Source organism: Nonomuraea turkmeniaca, assembly GCF_005889735.1.
GTDB lineage: Bacteria > Actinomycetota > Actinomycetes > Streptosporangiales > Streptosporangiaceae > Nonomuraea > Nonomuraea turkmeniaca.
In genome coordinates, this window is record NZ_VCKY01000002.1 from 69,349 (window position 1) to 88,463 (window position 19,115).

The 19,115-nt window shown below is 69.9% G+C and carries 14 protein-coding genes; 5 read left to right on the forward strand and 9 right to left on the reverse strand.

The genetic code is table 11. The features are described 5' to 3' along the window. The first annotated feature begins 52 nt into the window (after window positions 1–52). Complete coding sequence (locus ETD86_RS01060) at window positions 53–1,354, forward strand: GH1 family beta-glucosidase (RefSeq protein ID WP_138664161.1); 1,302 nt, start codon at window positions 53–55, stop codon at window positions 1,352–1,354. Here the strand turns inward: ETD86_RS01060 and ETD86_RS01065 are convergent. Continuing rightward, a complete protein-coding gene (locus tag ETD86_RS01065; protein WP_138664162.1) occupies window positions 1,336–2,232 on the reverse strand; it encodes a VldE C-terminal domain-containing protein in 897 nt (298 codons plus the stop codon). The genes ETD86_RS01060 and ETD86_RS01065 overlap by 19 nt on opposite strands. Window positions 2,233–2,428: 196 nt before the next feature. On the opposite strand from ETD86_RS01065, the gene ETD86_RS01070 reads away from it, so the two are divergent. Both ETD86_RS01070 and ETD86_RS01075 read left to right on the forward strand, forming a co-directional pair. Next, window positions 2,429–5,455 carry a M14 family metallopeptidase gene (locus ETD86_RS01070; protein ID WP_246147481.1) on the forward strand — a complete coding sequence of 1,009 codons (3,027 nt, stop codon included), beginning with the start codon at window positions 2,429–2,431 and terminating at the stop codon, window positions 5,453–5,455. A gap of 169 nt (window positions 5,456–5,624) precedes the next feature. Next, the gene (locus ETD86_RS01075) at window positions 5,625–7,058 is read left to right on the forward strand and encodes an aldehyde dehydrogenase (protein WP_138664163.1); all 1,434 of its coding nucleotides are present in this window, start codon (window positions 5,625–5,627) and stop codon (window positions 7,056–7,058) included. Between the two features lie 217 nt (window positions 7,059–7,275). Here the strand turns inward: ETD86_RS01075 and ETD86_RS01080 are convergent, their stop codons facing one another. The 5 genes from ETD86_RS01080 to ETD86_RS01100 form a co-directional block, all read right to left on the reverse strand. Next, window positions 7,276–8,205, reverse strand: coding sequence for an alpha/beta hydrolase (locus ETD86_RS01080; protein WP_246147483.1), 930 nt, complete (start codon window positions 8,203–8,205; stop codon window positions 7,276–7,278). Between the two features lie 10 nt (window positions 8,206–8,215). Further along, window positions 8,216–10,669: a LuxR C-terminal-related transcriptional regulator gene (locus ETD86_RS01085; protein WP_138664164.1), complete on the reverse strand. Its 2,454-nt coding sequence runs from the start codon at window positions 10,667–10,669 to the stop codon at window positions 8,216–8,218. Window positions 10,670–10,705: 36 nt separating this feature from the next. After that, window positions 10,706–11,125 carry an AMP-binding protein gene (locus tag ETD86_RS01090; RefSeq protein WP_138664165.1) on the reverse strand — a complete coding sequence of 140 codons (420 nt, stop codon included), beginning with the start codon at window positions 11,123–11,125 and terminating at the stop codon, window positions 10,706–10,708. A 56-nt stretch (window positions 11,126–11,181) separates the two neighbouring features. After that, window positions 11,182–13,596, reverse strand: coding sequence for a LuxR C-terminal-related transcriptional regulator (locus ETD86_RS01095; protein WP_138664166.1), 2,415 nt, complete (start codon window positions 13,594–13,596; stop codon window positions 11,182–11,184). A 102-nt stretch (window positions 13,597–13,698) separates the two neighbouring features. After that, window positions 13,699–14,442 carry an AMP-binding protein gene (locus ETD86_RS01100; RefSeq protein ID WP_138664167.1) on the reverse strand — a complete coding sequence of 248 codons (744 nt, stop codon included), beginning with the start codon at window positions 14,440–14,442 and terminating at the stop codon, window positions 13,699–13,701. Between the two features lie 125 nt (window positions 14,443–14,567). Here ETD86_RS01100 and ETD86_RS01105 point away from each other — a divergent pair, with 125 nt between their 5' ends. After that, window positions 14,568–15,125 carry a TetR/AcrR family transcriptional regulator gene (locus tag ETD86_RS01105; protein ID WP_211369741.1) on the forward strand — a complete coding sequence of 186 codons (558 nt, stop codon included), beginning with the start codon at window positions 14,568–14,570 and terminating at the stop codon, window positions 15,123–15,125. A 57-nt stretch (window positions 15,126–15,182) separates the two neighbouring features. Then, entirely contained in the window at window positions 15,183–17,033 is a 1,851-nt protein-coding gene (typA, locus tag ETD86_RS01110; RefSeq protein ID WP_138664169.1) for a translational GTPase TypA, read from the forward strand. A gap of 227 nt (window positions 17,034–17,260) precedes the next feature. Here the strand turns inward: typA and ETD86_RS01115 are convergent, their stop codons facing one another. Genes ETD86_RS01115 through ETD86_RS01125 form a run of 3 tightly spaced genes read right to left on the reverse strand, consistent with a single transcriptional unit; the run spans window position 17,261 to window position 19,083 of the window. Then, window positions 17,261–17,911, reverse strand: a complete 651-nt coding sequence (locus ETD86_RS01115; protein WP_138664170.1) for a DUF2461 domain-containing protein — start codon at window positions 17,909–17,911, stop codon at window positions 17,261–17,263. 35 nt (window positions 17,912–17,946) lie between these two features. Next, on the reverse strand, window positions 17,947–18,741 hold the full coding sequence (locus ETD86_RS01120) for a polysaccharide deacetylase family protein (protein WP_138664171.1): 795 nt from the start codon (window positions 18,739–18,741) through the stop codon (window positions 17,947–17,949). 36 nt (window positions 18,742–18,777) lie between these two features. Then, entirely contained in the window at window positions 18,778–19,083 is a 306-nt protein-coding gene (locus ETD86_RS01125; protein WP_138664172.1) for a hypothetical protein, read from the reverse strand. Window positions 19,084–19,115 lie beyond the last annotated feature (32 nt).

The following is a 19,115-nucleotide window of genomic DNA, read 5'->3' on the forward strand; positions in this document are numbered from 1 at the left end:
TTGGGCTTCAGATAACATGAGCCGCACTCGGATCTAGCGCTGGGAGCGCGTCATGTTCCTTTGGGGTACGGCCACCGCCGCTTACCAGATCGAGGGCGCCGTCGCGGAAGACGGCAGAGGCGTCTCCATCTGGGACACGTTCACCCACGAGCCCGGCCGGACCAGGGACGGCCAGACCGGCGACGTGGCGTGCGACCACTACCACCGCTGGCGCGAGGACGTCGACCTCATGCAGGGCCTCGGCGTGAACGCGTACCGGTTCTCGATCGCCTGGCCCCGCGTACAGCCCCTCGGCGAGGGCCCGGCGAACGCCAAAGGCCTCGACTTCTACGAACGGCTGGTGGACGCCCTGCTGGAGGCGGGCATCCAGCCCGTGCCCACGTTGTTCCACTGGGACCTGCCGCAGGCACTGGAGGATCGCGGCGGGTGGCTGAATCGCGAGATCTCGGAAAGGTTCGCCGAGTACGCCGCCATCGTCGCCACCCGCCTCGCCGACCGCGTCCCCCTGTGGATCACCCTGAACGAGCCGTTCGTGCACATGGCCTTCGGCTACGCCATGGGGGTGCACGCCCCCGGCCAGGCCCTGCTGACCGGCGCCCTGCCGGCCGCACACCACCAGCTCCTGGCCCACGGCCTCGCCGTCCAGGCCCTGAGAGCCGCGGGAGCCGGCCAGGTGGCCGTGACGAACAACTGCACCCCGGTCTGGCCGGCCTCCCAGCAGGAGCCCGATCTGAGGGCCGCCGACGCCTACGACATCCTGCACAACCGCCTGTTCAACGACCCCATCCTTCTCGGCAAATATCCGGACTTGTCGGCCTACGTCCCGGCCCTCGACTTCGTCCAGGACGGAGACCTGGACGTCATCGCCACGCCTCTGGACGCCCTGGGCATCAACTACTACAACCCCACGCGCATAGCCGCCCCGACCTCCGAAGGGCTCCCCTTCACGGACGCCGGCGTCACCGGCTACCCCACGACCGCGTTCGGCTGGCCGGTGGTCCCCGATGGCCTGCGCGAGCTCCTCACCGGGCTCAAGGCCAGGTACGGCGCCGCGCTCCCGCCCATCCTCATCACCGAGAACGGCTGCTCCAACGACGACACGACCACGGTCGACGACGAGGCCCGCATCGTGTTCCTCGACGGCCACATCGCGGCGATGCGGCAGGCCATGGAGGAGGGCGTGGACGTACGGGGCTACTTCGTCTGGTCACTGCTGGACAACTTCGAGTGGGCCGAGGGCTACCACCAGCGTTTCGGCCTGGTCCACGTGGACTTCGCGACCCAGCGCCGCACCCCGAAGGCGTCCTACCGGTGGCTGCGGGAGTTTCTGGAGCGTCAGAACACCGACACGTGAACGTGGTCATAGTGGTTGGCCGTGACCCCGCCGCGGTCCGACATCGGATCCCAGCCGCCGCCTGAGCGGATGTCGTAGTAACGCTGCTTCCAGATGATGTACATCACGCCGAGCCTGGAGCCGTTCTTGATGAGCCAGTCGGCCAGGGCGTCCCCGTTGGCGGCGTCGGCGCCGGCGGCCATGGTGCCGCCTCGGGACGTCATGAAGTCGCAGGCCCGGCCCTTGCCGTGCTCGCCGGGGTCGCCGGGGCGCAGGCAGCCCACGCCGTACCTCATGGGGAAGTTCTGCATGATCTCCGCGCGTACCGAGATCATGCGGGGGGTCAGGCCCTCCGCGCCACCGGGCCGCTGGAAGCCGTACTTGTTGAGCAGGCGCTGGATGTCGTCGCGCTTGCTCTGCAGGGTCTTGATCTCCTTCTTCAGCTTCTCGATCTTGTCACTGGCGTTGAGCTTGGCCTCTTTGGACTTCTCGATCAGCTTCTGGATGCTCTTGACGCGCTCGGTCCGCTCGGTGGCCATGTAGGTCATGTTCGCCGCCTGGCCCAGGATCTGGTGCGGCTCGGCCTTCATGCCGAGGAGCTGGATGCCGTCGAGCGGGCCCACCATGTATGCGGTCTGGGCGATGCGCCCCACGTCCGCCCGAGCGGCCGCGAGCTGCGCCTGCAGACCACTTGAGGTGTCGGTGGCCCGCTTGGCCTGGATCCTGATCTCCTCCAGGCTCTGGATCTGGCCGCGGTAGAGATCGTTGAGCCGGGCCGCCTGTTTGGTGAGTTTACGCAGCTCAGCGGGGCTGGGGTCGGCCGACGCCGACTGCGGGGAATGGAGCCCGAGCAGGCCGGAGAGGACGGCGACAAGAACGGCGAACCGCCAGATTCTCACACCCGTCCCTCCCCTCATAGACGGACCGAAACTATAGAAGATGATCTTGATTCCTGTCATCCGAACGACGGAACTGCCGCACCTTTGGCGAGGTTTGGCGCATTTTGCCGCAGTTATACAGAACTTTAGGCCTTGTCTAGATCGCTCCAACGGTCTGAGATGGCGATCGAACTCGTCTCTGCGAAGGGGCAGACCGTTGTCTCGATCAACGACCCTCGCCGCGGCCGTGATCCTCGGCTTAGGCACATCACTCGTGGCCCTCCCCGTCCAAGTCTCCGCGGACCCGCTGCCACCCAGCGACCAGATCGAGCTCTACCAGCTCGAAAGCACGCCGGGCACCGGCCAGACGCTCAGAGAGAAAGGCTTCGACGTCGTCCAGCACGAAACCAAGGGCGACAAGGAGCACGTGGAACTGACCGCCGCCCAGGCGGACCTGACCGGGCTGCGGAAGCTCGGTTACAAACCAGAGCCCGTACGCAACCCACAGGGCCAGTCCCAGTTGCAGGCCGCCAAGGCCCAGGCAGCCGGCGGCTACACCGTCTGGAAGTCCTACTCCGAGCCCGGCGGCATCGCCGACCAGCTCAAAGCCATCGCGAACGCCAACAAGGACATCGTCAAGCTCCAGTCCATCGGCAAGTCCGTGCAGGGCAAGGACATCCTGGCCGCCAAGGTGAGCACCGGCGCGCGACTGCTGCCCGACGGCCTCAAGCCGGCCACCCTCTACTCGGCCACGCAGCACGCCCGCGAGTGGATCACGACCGAGATCGACATGCGGCTGCTGAAGCACGTGATCGCGAACAAGTCCGCGCTCAAGGACCTGCTCAACAAGACCGAGTTGTGGTTCGTGCCGGTGGCCAACCCCGACGGGTACGACTTCACCTTCACCGAGGGCAACCGCCTGTGGCGCAAGAACCTGCGCGACAACAACGGCGACGGCAAGATCACGGTCGGCGACGGCGTCGACCCCAACCGGAACTTCCCCACGAACTTCCACTACGACGAAGAGGGCTCGTCGAGCATCCCCAGCAGCGACACCTACCGCGGCCCAGGGCCGGCCAGCGAGCCGGAGACCAAGGCCATGGACGGCCTGCTCAAGCGCGTCGGTTTCGAGATGCAGCTGAACTACCACTCCTACGGCCCGCTGCTGCTCTACCCGATGGGCGTGCAGATCGCCACGGAGACGGCCGACAACCCGATCTACGAGGCGCTCACCGGGACCGACGAGAACCCCGCCGTCCCGGGCTTCGACCCCGACCTCGGCGCCGAGTTGTACACCACGAACGGCGACACCAACGACCAGGCGCACTTCCAGTACGGCACGCTGTCGTGGACGCCGGAGCTGAACGAGGGCTGCGACGGCTGCGGGTTCGTCTTCCCCGACGACGAGGCTCTGGTGCAGGCGGAGTTCGAGAAGAACGTGCCGTTCGCGCTCGACGTCGCCAAGTCGGCGGTCAACCCGGTCGAGCCGGTGAGCCACCTGGGCAACAAGACCCCGGACTTCGTGCTCGACCCGTTCGAGGTCAGCCACGGCAAGGACCAGGTCGTCCAGGTCAACGCCAAGCGCAAGCTCGGGCCGGTCTTCCTGAACTACCAGGTCAACGGCGGCCGTACGAAGACCGCGCTGACCGGCGAGTGGAAGGGCGGCGAGCGCTACGGCAAGGGCTACAACCGCTACTACCACTGGATGCGCGGCAAGATCACCGGCACCAAGCCCGGCGACACGGTGAAGGTCTGGTTCAGCTCGATCGGCAAGAAGAGCGCCGACTTCACCTACACCGTCGCTTCCGACATCGGGGGCAAGGTGCTGGTCCTGGCCGCCGAGGACGTCACCGGCATCAGTCCCGTCCAGGGCGTGGCCGAGGCCCAGTACGCCGACGAGTACGCCAGCGCGCTGACCGCCGCCGGCTACACCTCGGACGTGTACGACATGGACAAGATGGGCCGCAAGGCCCCGCACCCGCTCGGTGTGCTCAGCCACTACAAGGCCGTGGTGTGGGAGACCGGCGACGACATCATCCCGAGGTCGGTCGGCCAGGTGCCGGGCACCACGTCCAAGGCCGGCGTGCAGACCGAGCTGGCCGTGCGCGACTACCTCAACGAGGGCGGCAAGCTGCTGCACGCCGGCAAGTTCCCGTCGTACGCGGCCAACAACAACGGCGCGTACTACTACGAGCCGGACTACCCCGCGCAGCCCGAGTGCACGGTCGACGACGACCCGCCGTGCATCCCGGTGTTCAACGACTTCCAGCAGTACTACCTGGGCGCCTACGTCTTCTTCGACGACGCGGGCACCGATCACGACACCGGTCAGCCGTTCGCGCTGGCCGGCAACGGCGGCCGGTTCGAGGGCTTCAACGCCACGCTGGAGCCGAGCCACACCAACTCGTTCGTGGCCACCTCGGCGATCCTGCCGGCGCGGCAGTTCCCGTTGTTCGAGAGCTCGGCGCAGGTCAAGTGGGTACGCCCCGGCGGCCCGTTCGACCCGCACACCGGCGCGTGGGACGTCTACAGCGGCATCGCCGACGTCTCGTGGAAGCGGCTGACCAAGACCATCGACCTGACCGGCAAGACGAGCGGCGACCTGTCGTTCTGGACGTCGTACGACACCGAGGCCAACTGGGACTTCCTGACCGTGGAGGCCAGGACGGCCGGCGGCGACGACTGGACCACGCTGCCCGAGGCCAACGGGCACACCACGCAGGAGGCCGGCGACAGCTGCGACCCGCCGAGCGGCGGTGACGGCTGGCGGACCATCCATCCGTTCACGCAGCGCTACCAGGGCCCGAACTGCGAGCCGACCGGCACCTCCGGCACGTGGAACGCCGCCTCGGGCAACTCGGCCGGCTGGCAGCAGTGGAAGATCGACCTGACCCCGTACGCGGGCAAGCAGGTCGAGCTGTCCATCTCCTACATCAGCGACTGGAGCACCCAGGGCGCGGGCGTCTTCCTCGACGACTTCAAGGTCACGCTGGACGGTGCGACGGCCGAGGAGACCTCGTTCGAGTCCGACCTCGGCGGCTGGACCATCGGAGCGCCGCCCGAGGGCACCTCTCCGTCGGTCAACAACTGGTTCCGTACGGACCAGGTCTTCGAGGAGGGCGGCGGCATCGTCACCAAGGACACCGTCTACCTCGGGTTCGGCGCGGAGAGCATCACCGACCAGGCGACGCGTACGGACCTGATCAAGCGGTCCATGCTGCACCTTCTCGGAGATTCTCGCTGACGCTCGGTTGAGGGGCGCGGCGGTGTGCCGCGCCCCTCTTGCGTGCATGGACAGAACATGGTTCGGTCGCCTTGGGACATCCCCCGAGCAAGCAAGCATTAGGCCGGGCGGTCGGCCGGTTGCGATACAGGGTTGATTGGTCGGGGATAACAGGAGGAGGGCTCACGACATGCGCCAGCACGACACGCTGTTCATCGGGGGCGAATGGGTGGCCCCTGCGGGCACGGGAATCATCGACGTCGTCTCCCCGCACACCGAGGAGGTCGTCGGCCGGGTGCCGGAGGGCACGGCCGCGGACATGGAACGCGCGGTGGCGGCCGCCCGCGAGACGTTCGACCACGGGCCGTGGCCGCGGATGACCTTCGCTGAGCGGGCCGAGGTGATCGGCCGGCTGGCCGCGATCTACAACGAGCGGCAGGGCGAGATGGCCGCGCTGATCACCGAGGAGATGGGCTCGCCGATCACGTTCTCCAACCTCGCGCAGGCGCCGCAGCCGCTCGGCATGCTGCAGTACTACGCCGAGCTCGGCAGGACGTACGAGCAGGAGGAGCAGCGGCCCGGGCTGTTCGGCCCGGTCACGGTGCGGCGCGAGCCCGTGGGCGTGGTGGCGGCCGTGGTGCCGTGGAACGTCCCGCAGTTCGTCACGATGACCAAGCTGGCGCCCGCGCTGCTGGCCGGCTGCACGATCGTGCTCAAGCCCGCGCCGGAGACGCCGCTGGACGCGTACCTGCTGGCCGAGTGGGTGGCCGAGGCCGGCGTGCCCGCCGGGGTGCTCAACATCGTGACCGCCGGCCGCGAGGTCGGCGAGCACCTGATCTCGCACGCCGGCGTGGACAAGGTGGCCTTCACCGGCTCCACCGCGGCCGGCCGGCGCATCGCCGCCATCTGCGGCGAGCAGCTCAAGCGGGTCAGCCTGGAGCTGGGCGGCAAGTCGGCCGCGATCATCCTGGACGACGCCGACCTGGCCGCCAGCATGGGCTTCCTGTCGATGGCGTCGCTCATGAACAACGGGCAGGCGTGCGTGGCGCAGACCCGCATCCTGGCCTCGCGCAACCGCTACGACGAGGTCGTCGAGGCCATCGCGAACATGGTCAACTCCCAGCCCGTCGGCGACCCCGCCGACCCGGCCACCGGCATCGGCCCGCTCGTGGCCAAACGGCAGCAGGACCGGGTCGAGGGCTACATCAAGATCGGCATGGACGAAGGCGCCAAGGTCGTCGTCGGCGGCCTCGACCGGCCCTACGACCGCGGCTGGTACGTCTCCCCCACCGTCTTCGCCGGCGTCAACAACGACATGCGCATCGCCCGCGAGGAGATCTTCGGCCCGGTCCTGGCCGTGATCCCGTACGAGGACGAGGCGGACGCCGTCAGGATCGCCAACGACAGCGACTACGGCCTGGCCGGCACGGTGTGGACCGGTGACACCGAGCGCGGCATGGAGGTGGCCCGCCAGGTGCGGACCGGCACATACGGCGTCAACTGCTTCATGCTCGAGACCAACGCGCCCTTCGGCGGCTACAAGGCCAGCGGCGTCGGCCGCGAGCTGGGCCCCGAGGGCCTGCAGAGCTACCTGGAGTACAAGTCGATCGCCCGACTCGGCTGAGGGGTGCTTGTGGCCTCACGGCGTGAGGCCGGCTCGGGGGCCCCGCGCGGTGTCTCGCGGGGCCCTCGGGCAGGATGTCACCCAGCGCGCCCCCGCGACGCTGGGCGACCGCCTGACTACTGAAGTATGTCCCACGTCAACCGCATCGACGGTTTCCATCCCCAGGGACTTTCTCCCGGCGGTTTCCTTCCATCCGCTCTAGGTAGACGTGTTTTACTCACGAAAAGTTCGAGGAGATCCATTTGCCGATTCTGTGGATGAGTGCGGGGGTCGCCGCGGTCTCGGCGTGACCGTATCCGGGCTCGATCCAGAGCTCTTTGGGCTCGCGCGCGCCGGTGTACAACTGGTGCGCGTGCTCCAGCGGGAAGAACGCGTCGGCGTCGCCGTGGACGATCAGCAGCGGCGCCGGCGTGATGAGCGCGGCGGCCTCGTGCGGCGGCATCGGGATCGGATCCCACCGGCCGCGGGCGATCCTGGTGCGCTTGGCCACCCTGGCCGCCCACCGCCCGAACGGCTGCTCGATGGCCCAGTGCACCTGCCGCATCGGCTTGGTGCCCCGGTAGTACCAGCGGGCCGGGCCGCTCACCGCCACCACCGCGTCCACCCCGCCCCGCAACCCCGCGTGCCGTACGGCCACCGCCGCGCCCATGGAGAAGCCCACCACCGCGATCTTCTCGTAGCCCACCACGCGGGCGTGCCTGACGGCCGCCTCCACGTCCAGGATCTCCAGGTCGCCCACGGTCGTCTCACCGCCGGAGCGCCCGTGGCCGCGGAAGTCGAAGGCGATCACGCCGCCGTACCCGCTGAGCACGTGCACGATGCGGCGCGCCTGACGCTCCCGCCACGACCCGGTGAAGCCGTGCGCCACCACGATCCCCACATCTGTGTCACGCTGCGAGGCGGGCTCGATCGCCTCGATCGCCTCGATGCCGCCGCCTTCCCCTGCCGCTCTGGTCGCCTCGATGCCGCCGCCTTCCCCCGTCGTTCTGGTCGCCTCGCTCCCGACGCTCCTCCTCCAGGCTCCGGCGCCCCCTCGCGTGTCCATGGCCGCACTCCGTGAGGCGCGCGCGGGCGGGGTGTGCGCGGCGTCGATGCGGACCCCGTCCTCGGTCCTGAGCATGACGGGAAAGTTGGGCGAGAAAGGCATGAATACGAGCTTATGCTCGCTCGATATCCGCCTCGCGCGCGGCCTGGTGGTCGGCGTCCAGCCCGTGCTCGGCCGCCCACACCGCGATCTGGGCGCGGGAGGTGAAGCCCAGTTTCTCCATGATGTTGGCGACGTGCTTGGCCACCGTCGCCGGGCTGATCACCAGCTCCAGCGCGATCACCCGGTTGCTCAGCCCGCGAGTGAGCAACCCGGCGATCTCCTGCTCCCTGCAGGTCAGCCCGCCGTACCGGGAGCCGGCCGGCGCGGGCGGCCCGAACGGCGGCGCGGCGGCGAGGTCGCTGTCGAGCACCCGCGCGGCCACCTCCTCGGGCGAGCCGTCCATGCCTCTGGCCCACAGGAGCGCCACCCGGCCCTCGCCCAGCCTCGCCCGGGCCGGCGCCAGCAACTGCTGCACCCGGCCCGGAGTGCCGTACTGGCCGATGGACTCGCGCAGCGCGGTGCCCGCCGCGGCGGCGAGCACCGCGCCTTCGAGGTCGTCCTGAGCCTGCGCCAGGTCGGCGAGGGCCATGAGTGCGCGGACTATCCCACGGCGCTGACCGCTCTGCCTGCTCAGGGCCAGCCCGGCCGCCAGGTGACGACGGGCGGCGGCGTAGTCGCGCAACCCGGCCGCCACCCGGCCGATCTTGGCGTGGCAGCGGGCCAGCTCGACGCGGTTGTCCATGTCCTCCAGAAGCGGCAGGGCGGCGGTGTGGTGCGCCATGGCCGCCTCCAGGTCACCGTCGGCCTCGGCCACCGCGCCGAGGTGGGTCAGCGCCCTGGCCAGCGTCCAGTGGTGGCCGGACTCCCTGGCCAGGGCGAGCGCCTCCTCGCCGCGGCGGCGCGCGTAGCGCACCTGTCCGCGGAAGAGCGCCAGGTTGAGCTGCGCGATCCGGGCCGTGGCCAGGTTGAACAGGTCGTCGTGGGCACTGGCCGCCGCCTCCAGCTCTTCCAGGTAACGCAGCGCCCGCTCGCTCTGCCCGGTGCGGAAGAACACGGTCAGCGCCACGTTGTACGTGATGCCGAGCCAGTGCGTGTACGGGTGTTTCTTCTGCTCCTCGACGGCCTGCACGATGAGCTCCTCGGCGCGGGCCAGCTCGTCGCCGACCTCCAGCCCGTACGCCAGCCCGCCCTTGGCCACCGCGATCAGGTCTCCCGGCACCGCGGACAGGTCCAGCGCGAGCAGCCGCTCGTGCCAGCCGACGCTCTCCCCCAGATCGCCGCGGACGGCCAGGATCGACAGGGCCGCGCGGGCCAGGCGCAGGCCGAGCACTGGATCCCGGGACTCCACCGCCCAGTCCACGGCGATGCGGCAGTCGTCGAGCAGGCCGCGGCCCCTGACGAAATGCGGGAACCGCTCGCTCCACGGCATCCGCCGATCCAGCGAACCCCCTTCGTAGCAGCGCTCCATCTCCTCGCAGATCACCCGCAGGTGGCGGTCGCGCAGGCGGGCATCCTCGCCGGCCTCGGCCAGCCGCTCGGCGGCGTACTGCCTGATCGTCTCCAGCAGCCGGTAGCGGCCGCGAGCGTCGTGGTGAAGCACCAGCGACTTGTCGACCAGGCCGCTGAGCAGGTCGAGCAGCTCCGCCTTGCGCAGGATGCCGCCGTCGGCGCACACCCGCTCGGCCAGGCCGAGGTCGAACAGGCCGGCGAACACCGACAACCGGCGCAGCAGCACGCGCTCCTTGGGCTGGAGCAGGTCGTGGCTCCACTCGACGGTCGCCAGGAGTGTGCGCTGCCGGGGCGGGGCGGTGCGATCACCCAGGGTGAGCAGGCCGAACCGGTTGCCGATGCGGTCGGCGATGCGTCCGGGGCTCAGCAGGCTGGTGCGGGCGGCCGCCAGCTCCAGCGCCAGCGGCAGGCCGTCGAGCGCGCGGCACAGGCGAACGATGTCGGCCATGCTCGCGGTCACCTCGCGGGCGCCGGCCGCCGCCGCCCGTTCGACGAAGAGCAGCACCGACTCGGCGTCGGGATGGTCCGCGTCGGGCAGCTCCAGCGGCGGCACCCGCCAGACCAGCTCGCCGGGGATCCGCAGCGGCTCGCGGCTGGTGAGCAGGAACCGCAGGCACGGGCATTCGGCGATCAAGCCGGCCACCAGTTGCGCGCAGCGCTCCACCAGGTGCTCGCAGTTGTCGAGGAGGATCAGCGCTCTGGCCTCACGCAGGCGTACGCGCAGGCCGTCGAGCAGCCGTCCGGGGATCTCGTCGCGGACGCCGAGCACCTCGGCCATCTCGTTGACGATCAGCCCGGAGTCGCCGATGCGGCCCAGCTCGACCAGCCAGACGCCGTCGGAGAACCACGGCGCCGCCTGCGCCGCCACGCGCAGCGACAGGCGGGTCTTGCCGATGCCGCCCACCCCGCTGAGCGTGACCACCCGGTGTTGCCGGACGAGCGTGCCGAGCTCGGCCACGTCACGCGCGCGTCCGACGAAGCGGTTGGGCTCGGCTGGGAGATTGTGCGGGGTCATGTGGGGCCCAAGTGGTCGCGGGGATCACCTTCCCGCTCATCCTCCACTGGCCGAAGGCACGATGCGATCACTTTGCGTTGAGAGTTCGCGACTGTTCGGATACGAATGTAGGTCTGCGACGCTCATCACGATCCGCACGCGGGACTCCTCCGCCGCCTCCAGCGCCTGCGGGAGGTCGGAGATCAGCACGCGGGCCCCGCTGGCCTGAATGCGTTCCTGGAGCACGCACGCGTCGAGGTCGGCCGGCACCGGCCAGGCCACGCCGCCCACGGCGATCACCGCGTCGGCCGCCACCAGCAGGTCGGGGCCGACCGGCAGGCAGATGAGCACGGTGTCGCCCACGCGCACGCCCCTGCGCCGCAGCTGGACGATCGCGACCGCGGATCTCTCGTCGAGTTGCTCCTCGGTGAGGGTCAGGCCCGTGCCGGAGTCCACGATGACGATGCGCTCATCCATGCCGCCCACGGTAGGGAGGGCGCCTCATGCGTACATGGGGCGGAATATGCAGATCCCTATGCAGACGGGTTCGCGGAGTGCTCGGCGGCCCATACCGCGATCTGCGCGCGGGAGGTGTAGCCGAGCTTCTCCATGATGTTGGCTATATGCCGCGCGACCGTGGCCGGGCTGATCACCAGCTCCTCCGCGATGGCCCGGTTGGACAGGCCGCGGGTGAGCAGGCCGGCGATCTCTTGCTCGCGGGCGGTCAGCAACGAGTGCCTGACAGGCTCGGCGGCCACCGGCGTCCCGGCCGCCGAGCGCTCGCCCTCCAGCACGTGGCGGGCGGCGTCGTCGGGGCTCATCGCCCGGCCTCGCGACCACAGCGACATGGTCCGGCTCTCGCCCAGCTTGGCGCGGGCCCGGCCGAGCAGCTCCTCGATCCTGATCGTGGCCGAATGTTGCCCGATCGACTCGCGTAGCGCGGCCGCCGCCGCGGCGGCCAGCACCGCGCCCTCCAGGTCGCCTTCGTGCTCCGCCAGGACCGACAGCCCTGCCAGGCAGCGGGCCACCCCCTGGCGCTGCCCGGCCTCCCTGCTCAGCGCGAGGCTCGCGGCCAGCCGCTCCCTGGCGGCGCCGAACTCGTGCAGCATCGCCGCCACCCGGCCGCTCCTGGCCAGGCAGCGCGCCAGGTCGGCGTCGCCGCCCAGCTCCCGCAGCCAGGGGACGGCCATCGCGTACTGGGCCTCGGCCGCCACCAGGTCGCCGCGGGCCTCGGCCACCGCGCCGAGCTGGGCCGCGGCCCTGGCCATGATCCAGCGGTGGCCGTGCTCGCGGGCCCGCGCCAGCGCCTCCTCGCCGTGCCGCTGCGCCTCGCGCAACCGGCCGCGGGTCAGGGCCACCGCCGACAGCCCGGCCAGCCCCGCCGCCTGGTTCCACGCGTCGCCGGTGCGTGTCGCGACGGCCAGGCTCTCCTCCGCGTAGCGCAGCGCCTCGTCTGCCCGCCCCATGCGGAGCAGCACCGCCACGATGATGTTGAGCATGACGCAGCGCGAGAACACAGTGGCCGGCGACATCCCGGCCAGGCTCTCCTCGGCCACCTCCAGCGAGCGGCTCAGCTCGTCGCGCGCCTCCAGGCCATAGGCGAGGTACGCCTTGACGTGCGCGATCTGCTCGGCGGGCACGCGGGACAGATCGAGCGAGAGCAGCCGCTCGATCCACGTGACGATCTCCGTCAGGCCGCCGATCGGCAGCAACCCGGTGCTGGTCGCGCAGAGGCGCAGGCCCAGTGGCACGTTCCCGGACTCGGCGGCCCAGTCGAGCGCCACGCGCTGGTCGTCGAGCAGGCTCCTGCTCGACGTCAGGGCACGAAGGCGTTCGTGCCACGGTACGCCGGGCTCCACCATCTCGGTCGCGAAGTGGCGCGCCTGCAGCTCACAGAGCACACGGAGGTGCCGCTCGCGCAGGACTTCGAGCTCCCCGGCCAGCTGAAGGCGCTCCACCGCGTACCGCTTGATGGTCTCCAGCAGCCAATAGTGCGTGCGGCTCTCGTCGCACAACACGAGCGACTTGTCGACCAGACCGCCGAGCAGGTCCACGACCTCCTCGGGCGCAAGGGGCCGCTCCGCGCAGATCTGCTCGGCCAGGTCCAGGTCGAACGAGCCGGCGAACACCGACAGCCGGCGCAGCATGACCTGCTCCTTGGCCGACAGCAGGTCATAGCTCCAATCGACGGCCGCCAGCAACGTGCGCTGCCGGGCGGGGGCGGTGCGGCCGCCCGTGGTGAGCAACGAGAAGCGGTCGTCGATGCGGTCGGCGATCTGTCCGGGGCTGAGCAGGCTCGTACGGGCCGCCGCCAGCTCCAGCGCCAGCGGCAGCCCGTCGAGCGCCCGGCACAGGCGTACGACGTCGGGCAGACTGTCCGGACCGAGCCTGGTGCCCGCGGCCGCCGCCCGGTCCAGGAACAGCTGCACGGACTCGGCGTCGGCGCTGTCCGCGTCGGGCAGGTCGAGCGGCGGCACCCGCCAGATCAGCTCACTGGCGATGCGCAGCGGCTCCCTGCTGGTGGCCAGGACGCTCACGCGCGGGCAGGAGGCCACCAGCGCGGCCGCCACCTCGGCACACGTGTCGACCAGGTGCTCGCAGTTGTCGAGCACCAGCAGGCAGCGCAGGTCGCGCAGCCTGGCCGTCACGGTGTCGAGCAGCGGCCGGTTGGCCTCCCCGCGAATCCGCAGGACGCGGGCGATCTCCGGCACGACCAGCTCGGCCCGGCCGACCCTGGCCAGCTCGACCAGCCAGACGCCTTCGGAGAAACGGGGCAGCAGACCCGCGGCGACCCGCAGGGCCAGCCGGGTCTTGCCGATGCCGCCGACGCCGCACAGGGTCACGACCCGCGTTTCGCCTAACAACCCGCGGAGATCGTCGAGATCGCGTTCACGGCCGACGAACCGGTTGGGCTCTGCGGGAAGGTTGTGCCTGGGGGGCTCTGGCATGCGGTCACCCTGCGTCGCTGAAGGATCACCCTTTCGGACAGTGTCGCACAGCCCGGGAAGCCTCACGACGCTCACCAGCGAGCCCACGCCCCTGAGCGCGCCTCACAGGCCGAGCGAGCTCACGACCGCCCTCTGGTCCACGACGCGCCGGACGGGGTCGCCGAGCAGCCGCCTGGCCAGGTCGTACGGTGCGACGATCATGGTCGCCCCGCGCTCCTCGGCCAGCACGCGGCAACCGATCACGCTGGGGTCGTGGGCGAGCACCACGTGGGCGCCGGCCATCATCGCCAGATCCATCACCCGCAGACCCGTGAACGGCTCGCTGACGGCGCTGATCACGACGTCGTCCTCGCCGATCACCAGGCGAGCGGCCAGCTTGCGCAGGTCACCGGCCAGCTCGATGTGGTCGAACACCCGCACGCCGTCGAGCGTGACCGCCGGCCCCGCCACCGGACCGAACTCCACGGCCCCGCTGACCAGCAACTCGCCGAACGGCCGGACGCCTGGCGCCGGCCGGAAGGAGAAGACCCGGTCCACCTGCACGGCGCCCGGGTCGTAGTCACGCAAGGTGATCATCATGCGGGCCTTGCCGGTGGACCCGAGCGTCGAGACCCCGCCGGCCCAGGCGACGGAGTGGACCGCGACAGGCAGCGACACACCGAGCGGGACGTCGACGATGACGTGGTCGCCCTGCTCGAGGCCGTTGCGGCGCAGGCCCGCCGCGGCCCGCGTGACGCGGCGCACGAACGCGGAGTACGACAACACCTCGCCGGTCCTGACGTCGCTCACCGCCGGCTGGTCTCCCTTCGTCGGCGCCGACGACATCACCAGCTCTGTCCACGTCATGCCGACAATCTAGGGAGCAGGCCCCTGATTGCCATGCGCACAATTGTGCAACCCGCTATGTAGGTGCGACCGCCTCCACCGCGGACGCCGGCCCCATGCCTTTACCCGCCGCCTACGCTTGGTCCATGCCGGACGGTTCCCTCGGGCGTATCCTCGACGCCGCCTACGCGGGGATGCTGGAGCAGGGCCTGCGCCGGTTGACCATGGACGACGTGGCCAGGCGCGCCGGGCTGGCCCGGATCACCGTCTACCGGCGCTTCGCCCGCAAGAGTGACCTGATCCAGGCGGTCGTCATGCGCGAGCTGCGCCGCTTCCTCAGCGCCTTCGAGCAGGCCATGGCGGCGCTGCCGACGGCTGAGGAACAGGTGGTGGAGGGGTTCGCGGTCACGTTGCGGCTGGTGCGCGCGCATCCGCTGCTCGGCCGGTTGCTCGCGGACGCGCCGGAGACGATGTTGCCGCAGCTGACGCTGGAGGCGGGGCCGTACCTGGCGGTGGCCAGGCAATACCTGGCGGAGAGGCTGGAGGTGCCGGACTCGGCGGTGGTGGCGGAGACGTACATCCGCATCGCGCTGTCGTTCGTGCTGACGCCGGACAGCGTGATCCCGCTCGGCAACGACGCGGACGCCCGCGCTTACGCCCGCCGTCATCTCGTGCCGCTCTTGCCATCAGAGGGGATCAACTAGACTTATGTGGTCGCGACTTCGCGCGGCCGACCCCACGACACAGAGCGAGACGTCATCATGCCTTTGAACAGCCGCGACGACCTGCGGAACATCGCGATCATCGCGCACGTCGACCATGGCAAGACCACGCTGGTCGACGCCATGCTCTGGCAGTCCGGGGCCTTCCGCGCCAACCAGGACGTCGACGACCGCGTCATGGACTCCAACGACCTCGAGCGCGAGAAGGGCATCACCATTCTCGCGAAGAACACCGCGGTCAATCACGGCGGCATGACCATCAACATCATCGACACCCCGGGCCACGCCGACTTCGGCGGCGAGGTCGAGCGCGGGCTGTCCATGGTCGACGGTGTCGTGCTGCTGGTGGACGCCTCGGAAGGGCCGCTGCCGCAGACCCGCTTCGTCCTGCGCAAGGCGCTGTCGGCGAAGATGCCGGTCATCCTCTGCATCAACAAGGTCGACCGTCCCGACGCCCGCATCAAGGACGTCGTGGACGAGGTCTACGAGCTCTTCATGGACCTGGACGCGACCGAGGAGCAGATCGACTTCCCGATCGTCTACGCCTCCGCGAAGGCCGGCCGGGCCTCGATGAGCCGCCCCGAAGACGGCGGCATGCCCGACTCGGAGGACCTGGAGCCGCTGTTCGACATCATCAAGTCGACCATCCCGGCGCCGACGTACGACCCGAACGCGCCGCTGCAGGCGCACGTGACCAACCTCGACGCCTCCTCCTACCTCGGCCGCATCGCGCTGTGCCGCATCCACCAGGGTGTCATGCGCAAGGGCCAGCAGGTGGCCTGGTGCCGCACCGACGGCACGGTCCAGAGAGTCAAGATCACCGAGCTCCTCATGACCGAGGCGCTGGAGCGCAAGCCGGCCGAGGAGGCGGGCCCCGGCGACATCATCGCCATCGCCGGCATCCCCGACATCATGATCGGCGAGACGCTGGCCGACCCCGACGACCCGCGCCCGCTGCCGCTCATCACCGTGGACGAGCCGGCCATCTCGATGACGATCGGCACCAACACCTCGCCGCTGGTGGGCAAGAGCAAGGGCACCAAGGTCACCGCCCGCATGGTCAAGGACCGCCTCGAGAAGGAGCTCGTCGGCAACGTGTCGCTGCGCGTGCTGCCGACCGAGCGGCCCGACGCCTGGGAGGTGCAGGGCCGGGGCGAGCTGGCGCTGGCCATCCTCGTCGAGCAGATGCGCCGCGAGGGCTACGAGCTGACCGTCGGCAAGCCGCAGGTGGTCACCAAGGTCGTCGACGGCAAGGTGCACGAGCCGGTCGAGCGGCTCACGGTCGACTGCCCCGAGGAATACCTCGGCGCGGTGACGCAGCTGCTGGCCGTGCGCAAGGGCCGCATGGAGCACATGACGAACCACGGCACCGGCTGGATCCGGATGGAGTTCGTGGTGCCGGCGCGTGGCCTGATCGGCTTCCGTACCGAGTTCCTGACCGAGACGCGCGGCACCGGCCTGGTGCACCACGTGTTCGACTCGTACGAGCCGTGGTTCGGCGAGCTGCGCACCCGCAACAACGGCTCCCTGGTGGCCGACAGGTCCGGCCCGGTGACCGCGTTCGCGATGCTCAACCTGCAGGAGCGTGGCACCCTGTTCGTCTCGCCGACGACCGAGGTCTACGAAGGAATGATCATCGGCGAGAACTCCAGGTCCGACGACATGGACGTGAACATCACCAAGGAGAAGAAGCTCACCAACATGCGCTCCTCGACCAGCGAGGAGACCGAGAAGGTGATCCCGCCACGGGTGTTGTCGCTGGAGCAGGCGCTGGAGTTCATCCGCGAGGACGAGTGCGTGGAGATCACCCCGGACGCCGTACGCATCCGCAAGGTCGTGCTCGACGCCTCCATCCGGGGGCGCGCCGCCGCCCGCGCCAAGCGCGCGTGAACGTCTTCTTCGCTGAGCAAAGCACCGCTCTCGGGTAAGTGCGGCCAGTAGAAGTCCGGCCCCATCGGCGAGCGCTCCCATGTCGTCTCGTCGTCGTTCGGGGGCGATCGTTGGGTGCGCCATGGCGGCCAGACCGGTAGCGGGGCCCGCGGTTCTCACGAGCGCCGCGGACCCCGATCCGTGGGTGGCCGCAACACCCCGCCGGCGCCGGGCGCCGGGGTAGGTGGTCAGCGGCGAGGGAGCTCGCTGCCGCGGACGTGGGTGCAGAGCCATTCGACCAGCGGGCCGAAGGCGCGCCACGTGCGCTCCACCCGGGAGCGGGCCTCCGCCGTGTGCACCCAAGGCTCGGGCTCGAAGCGCATCCCCGCGTACAACGACTTGTGACGCAGCAGGTCGATGCGCGGGTGCTCCTCGCTGAAACCCCGAGGTTTGGTCTTCAGGCGCTCGCCCAGCAAGGCGTAACCACCCGCCGCCAACGCGTCGGTGATCGCCGACAGCGGCTTGCCCGACAGGTCCTCGTCCACCGCCGCCCGATACCGAGCCACCTGGTCGGCCGCCTGCGTGTAGAAGCCACCAGCGGTGAACAGCCCGGACGCGCTGATCTCGACATAGAACCCGATCCCCGGCATCAGATCCACGAACGCACCCTGATGGGTCTTATAAGGAGACTTGTCCTTGGCGAAGCGCACGTCCCGATAGGGCCGGAAGAGCTGCGCGGGCCCGAACTCGGCGGCCAGCTCGTCGGTGAGCGCGAGCATGGGCGCCCGCACGGCCTCCTCGTAAAGCTGCTTGTGCCGGGCGAAGTAGGTCTTGCTGTTGTCCGCCTCGAGACCCTCGTAAAAGATGAACGCCTCGTCGGGGAAGCCGGTGAAACCCATGCCGTCAGGGTGCCACGTCCCACCGACATCCCGGGTCACCGCGAGATGTACGTCCGCCCCGGCAGCGGCGTCTTGCCGTACAACTCCGACACCGTGACGAACGTGTAGCCCTTCCTGGCGAGCGTGTCGAGCATCGCCGGCACGGCGTCCACAGTGCTGCGGTGGATGTCATGCAGCAGGACGATCGACCCGGGTTTGGCCTCGCCCGCCCGCTTGGCCACGGTCGCGGCCGCCCGGTCTCGCCAGTCGAGCGTGTCGACGTTCCACAGGATCTGCGCCAGCCCCTCGCGGCGGGTCTCCGCGGCCACGGCGTCGTCCGTGGACCCGTACGGCGGCCGCATCACCCGCATCCTGACCCCGGTCACCCGCTCCACGATGTCCTCGGTGTACCGGAGCTCGCGCCGGACCGCCTCCTGCGACAGTTCGGCCAGCGGCGGATGGCTCCAGGAGTGGTTGCCGATCTCGTGGCCGTCGTCCACGATGCGGCGCGTGATGAACCCGCCCTTGTCGGCGGCCACCATCTGCCCGATGACGAAGAACGTGGCCCGGACGTCACGCTGGCTGAGCAGGTCGAGCAGCCGGCCGGTGTACTCGCCGGGTCCGTCGTCGAAGGTCAGGGCCACACACTTGATCCGCGCGCAGTCGAACTTGCGGCTCTTCGGCCAGCCGGCCTGCATCGACGCGAGCCGTTTGGCCAGCGCGACGGGATCGATGCTCGCCGGTCGCATCGGCGCGATCACCGGTGCTTCGGCCGATCGGCGGTACGCCACCGAGTACGTGACGCAGGCCACCAAGGCGAGCAGGGCCAGCGGCAGGGCCCATACGCGCATGCTTCCCCCCGGAACACCGCATGCGGGGGGCCGACGCTATGGATAATCCTGGACCGGTTTCCCCCGCATTTCCCTGGCCAGGTCGTCCCACCAGAGTGGGATATCGGCCTGCAGTTCCTTGTAGCGGCGCGCCACGCGTATGGCACATCCAACCGGATCCGTACCCAGATGCCGACGTTTCGCCGTTCCTTCCTGCCAGCGGTAAAAACCATCCCTATACCGCACGACAAGGCCTATCCACACCGAGATGGTGGCGTCGTCGCCCACCTCGTACGCGCTGGTGACGCCCAGACCATGAAGTTCCGTATGGAGCTTCTCCGTCGCCGCTCGGGCCTCACTCACCCGTCACCCCCTGCCGACGTCCCGCAGTACAC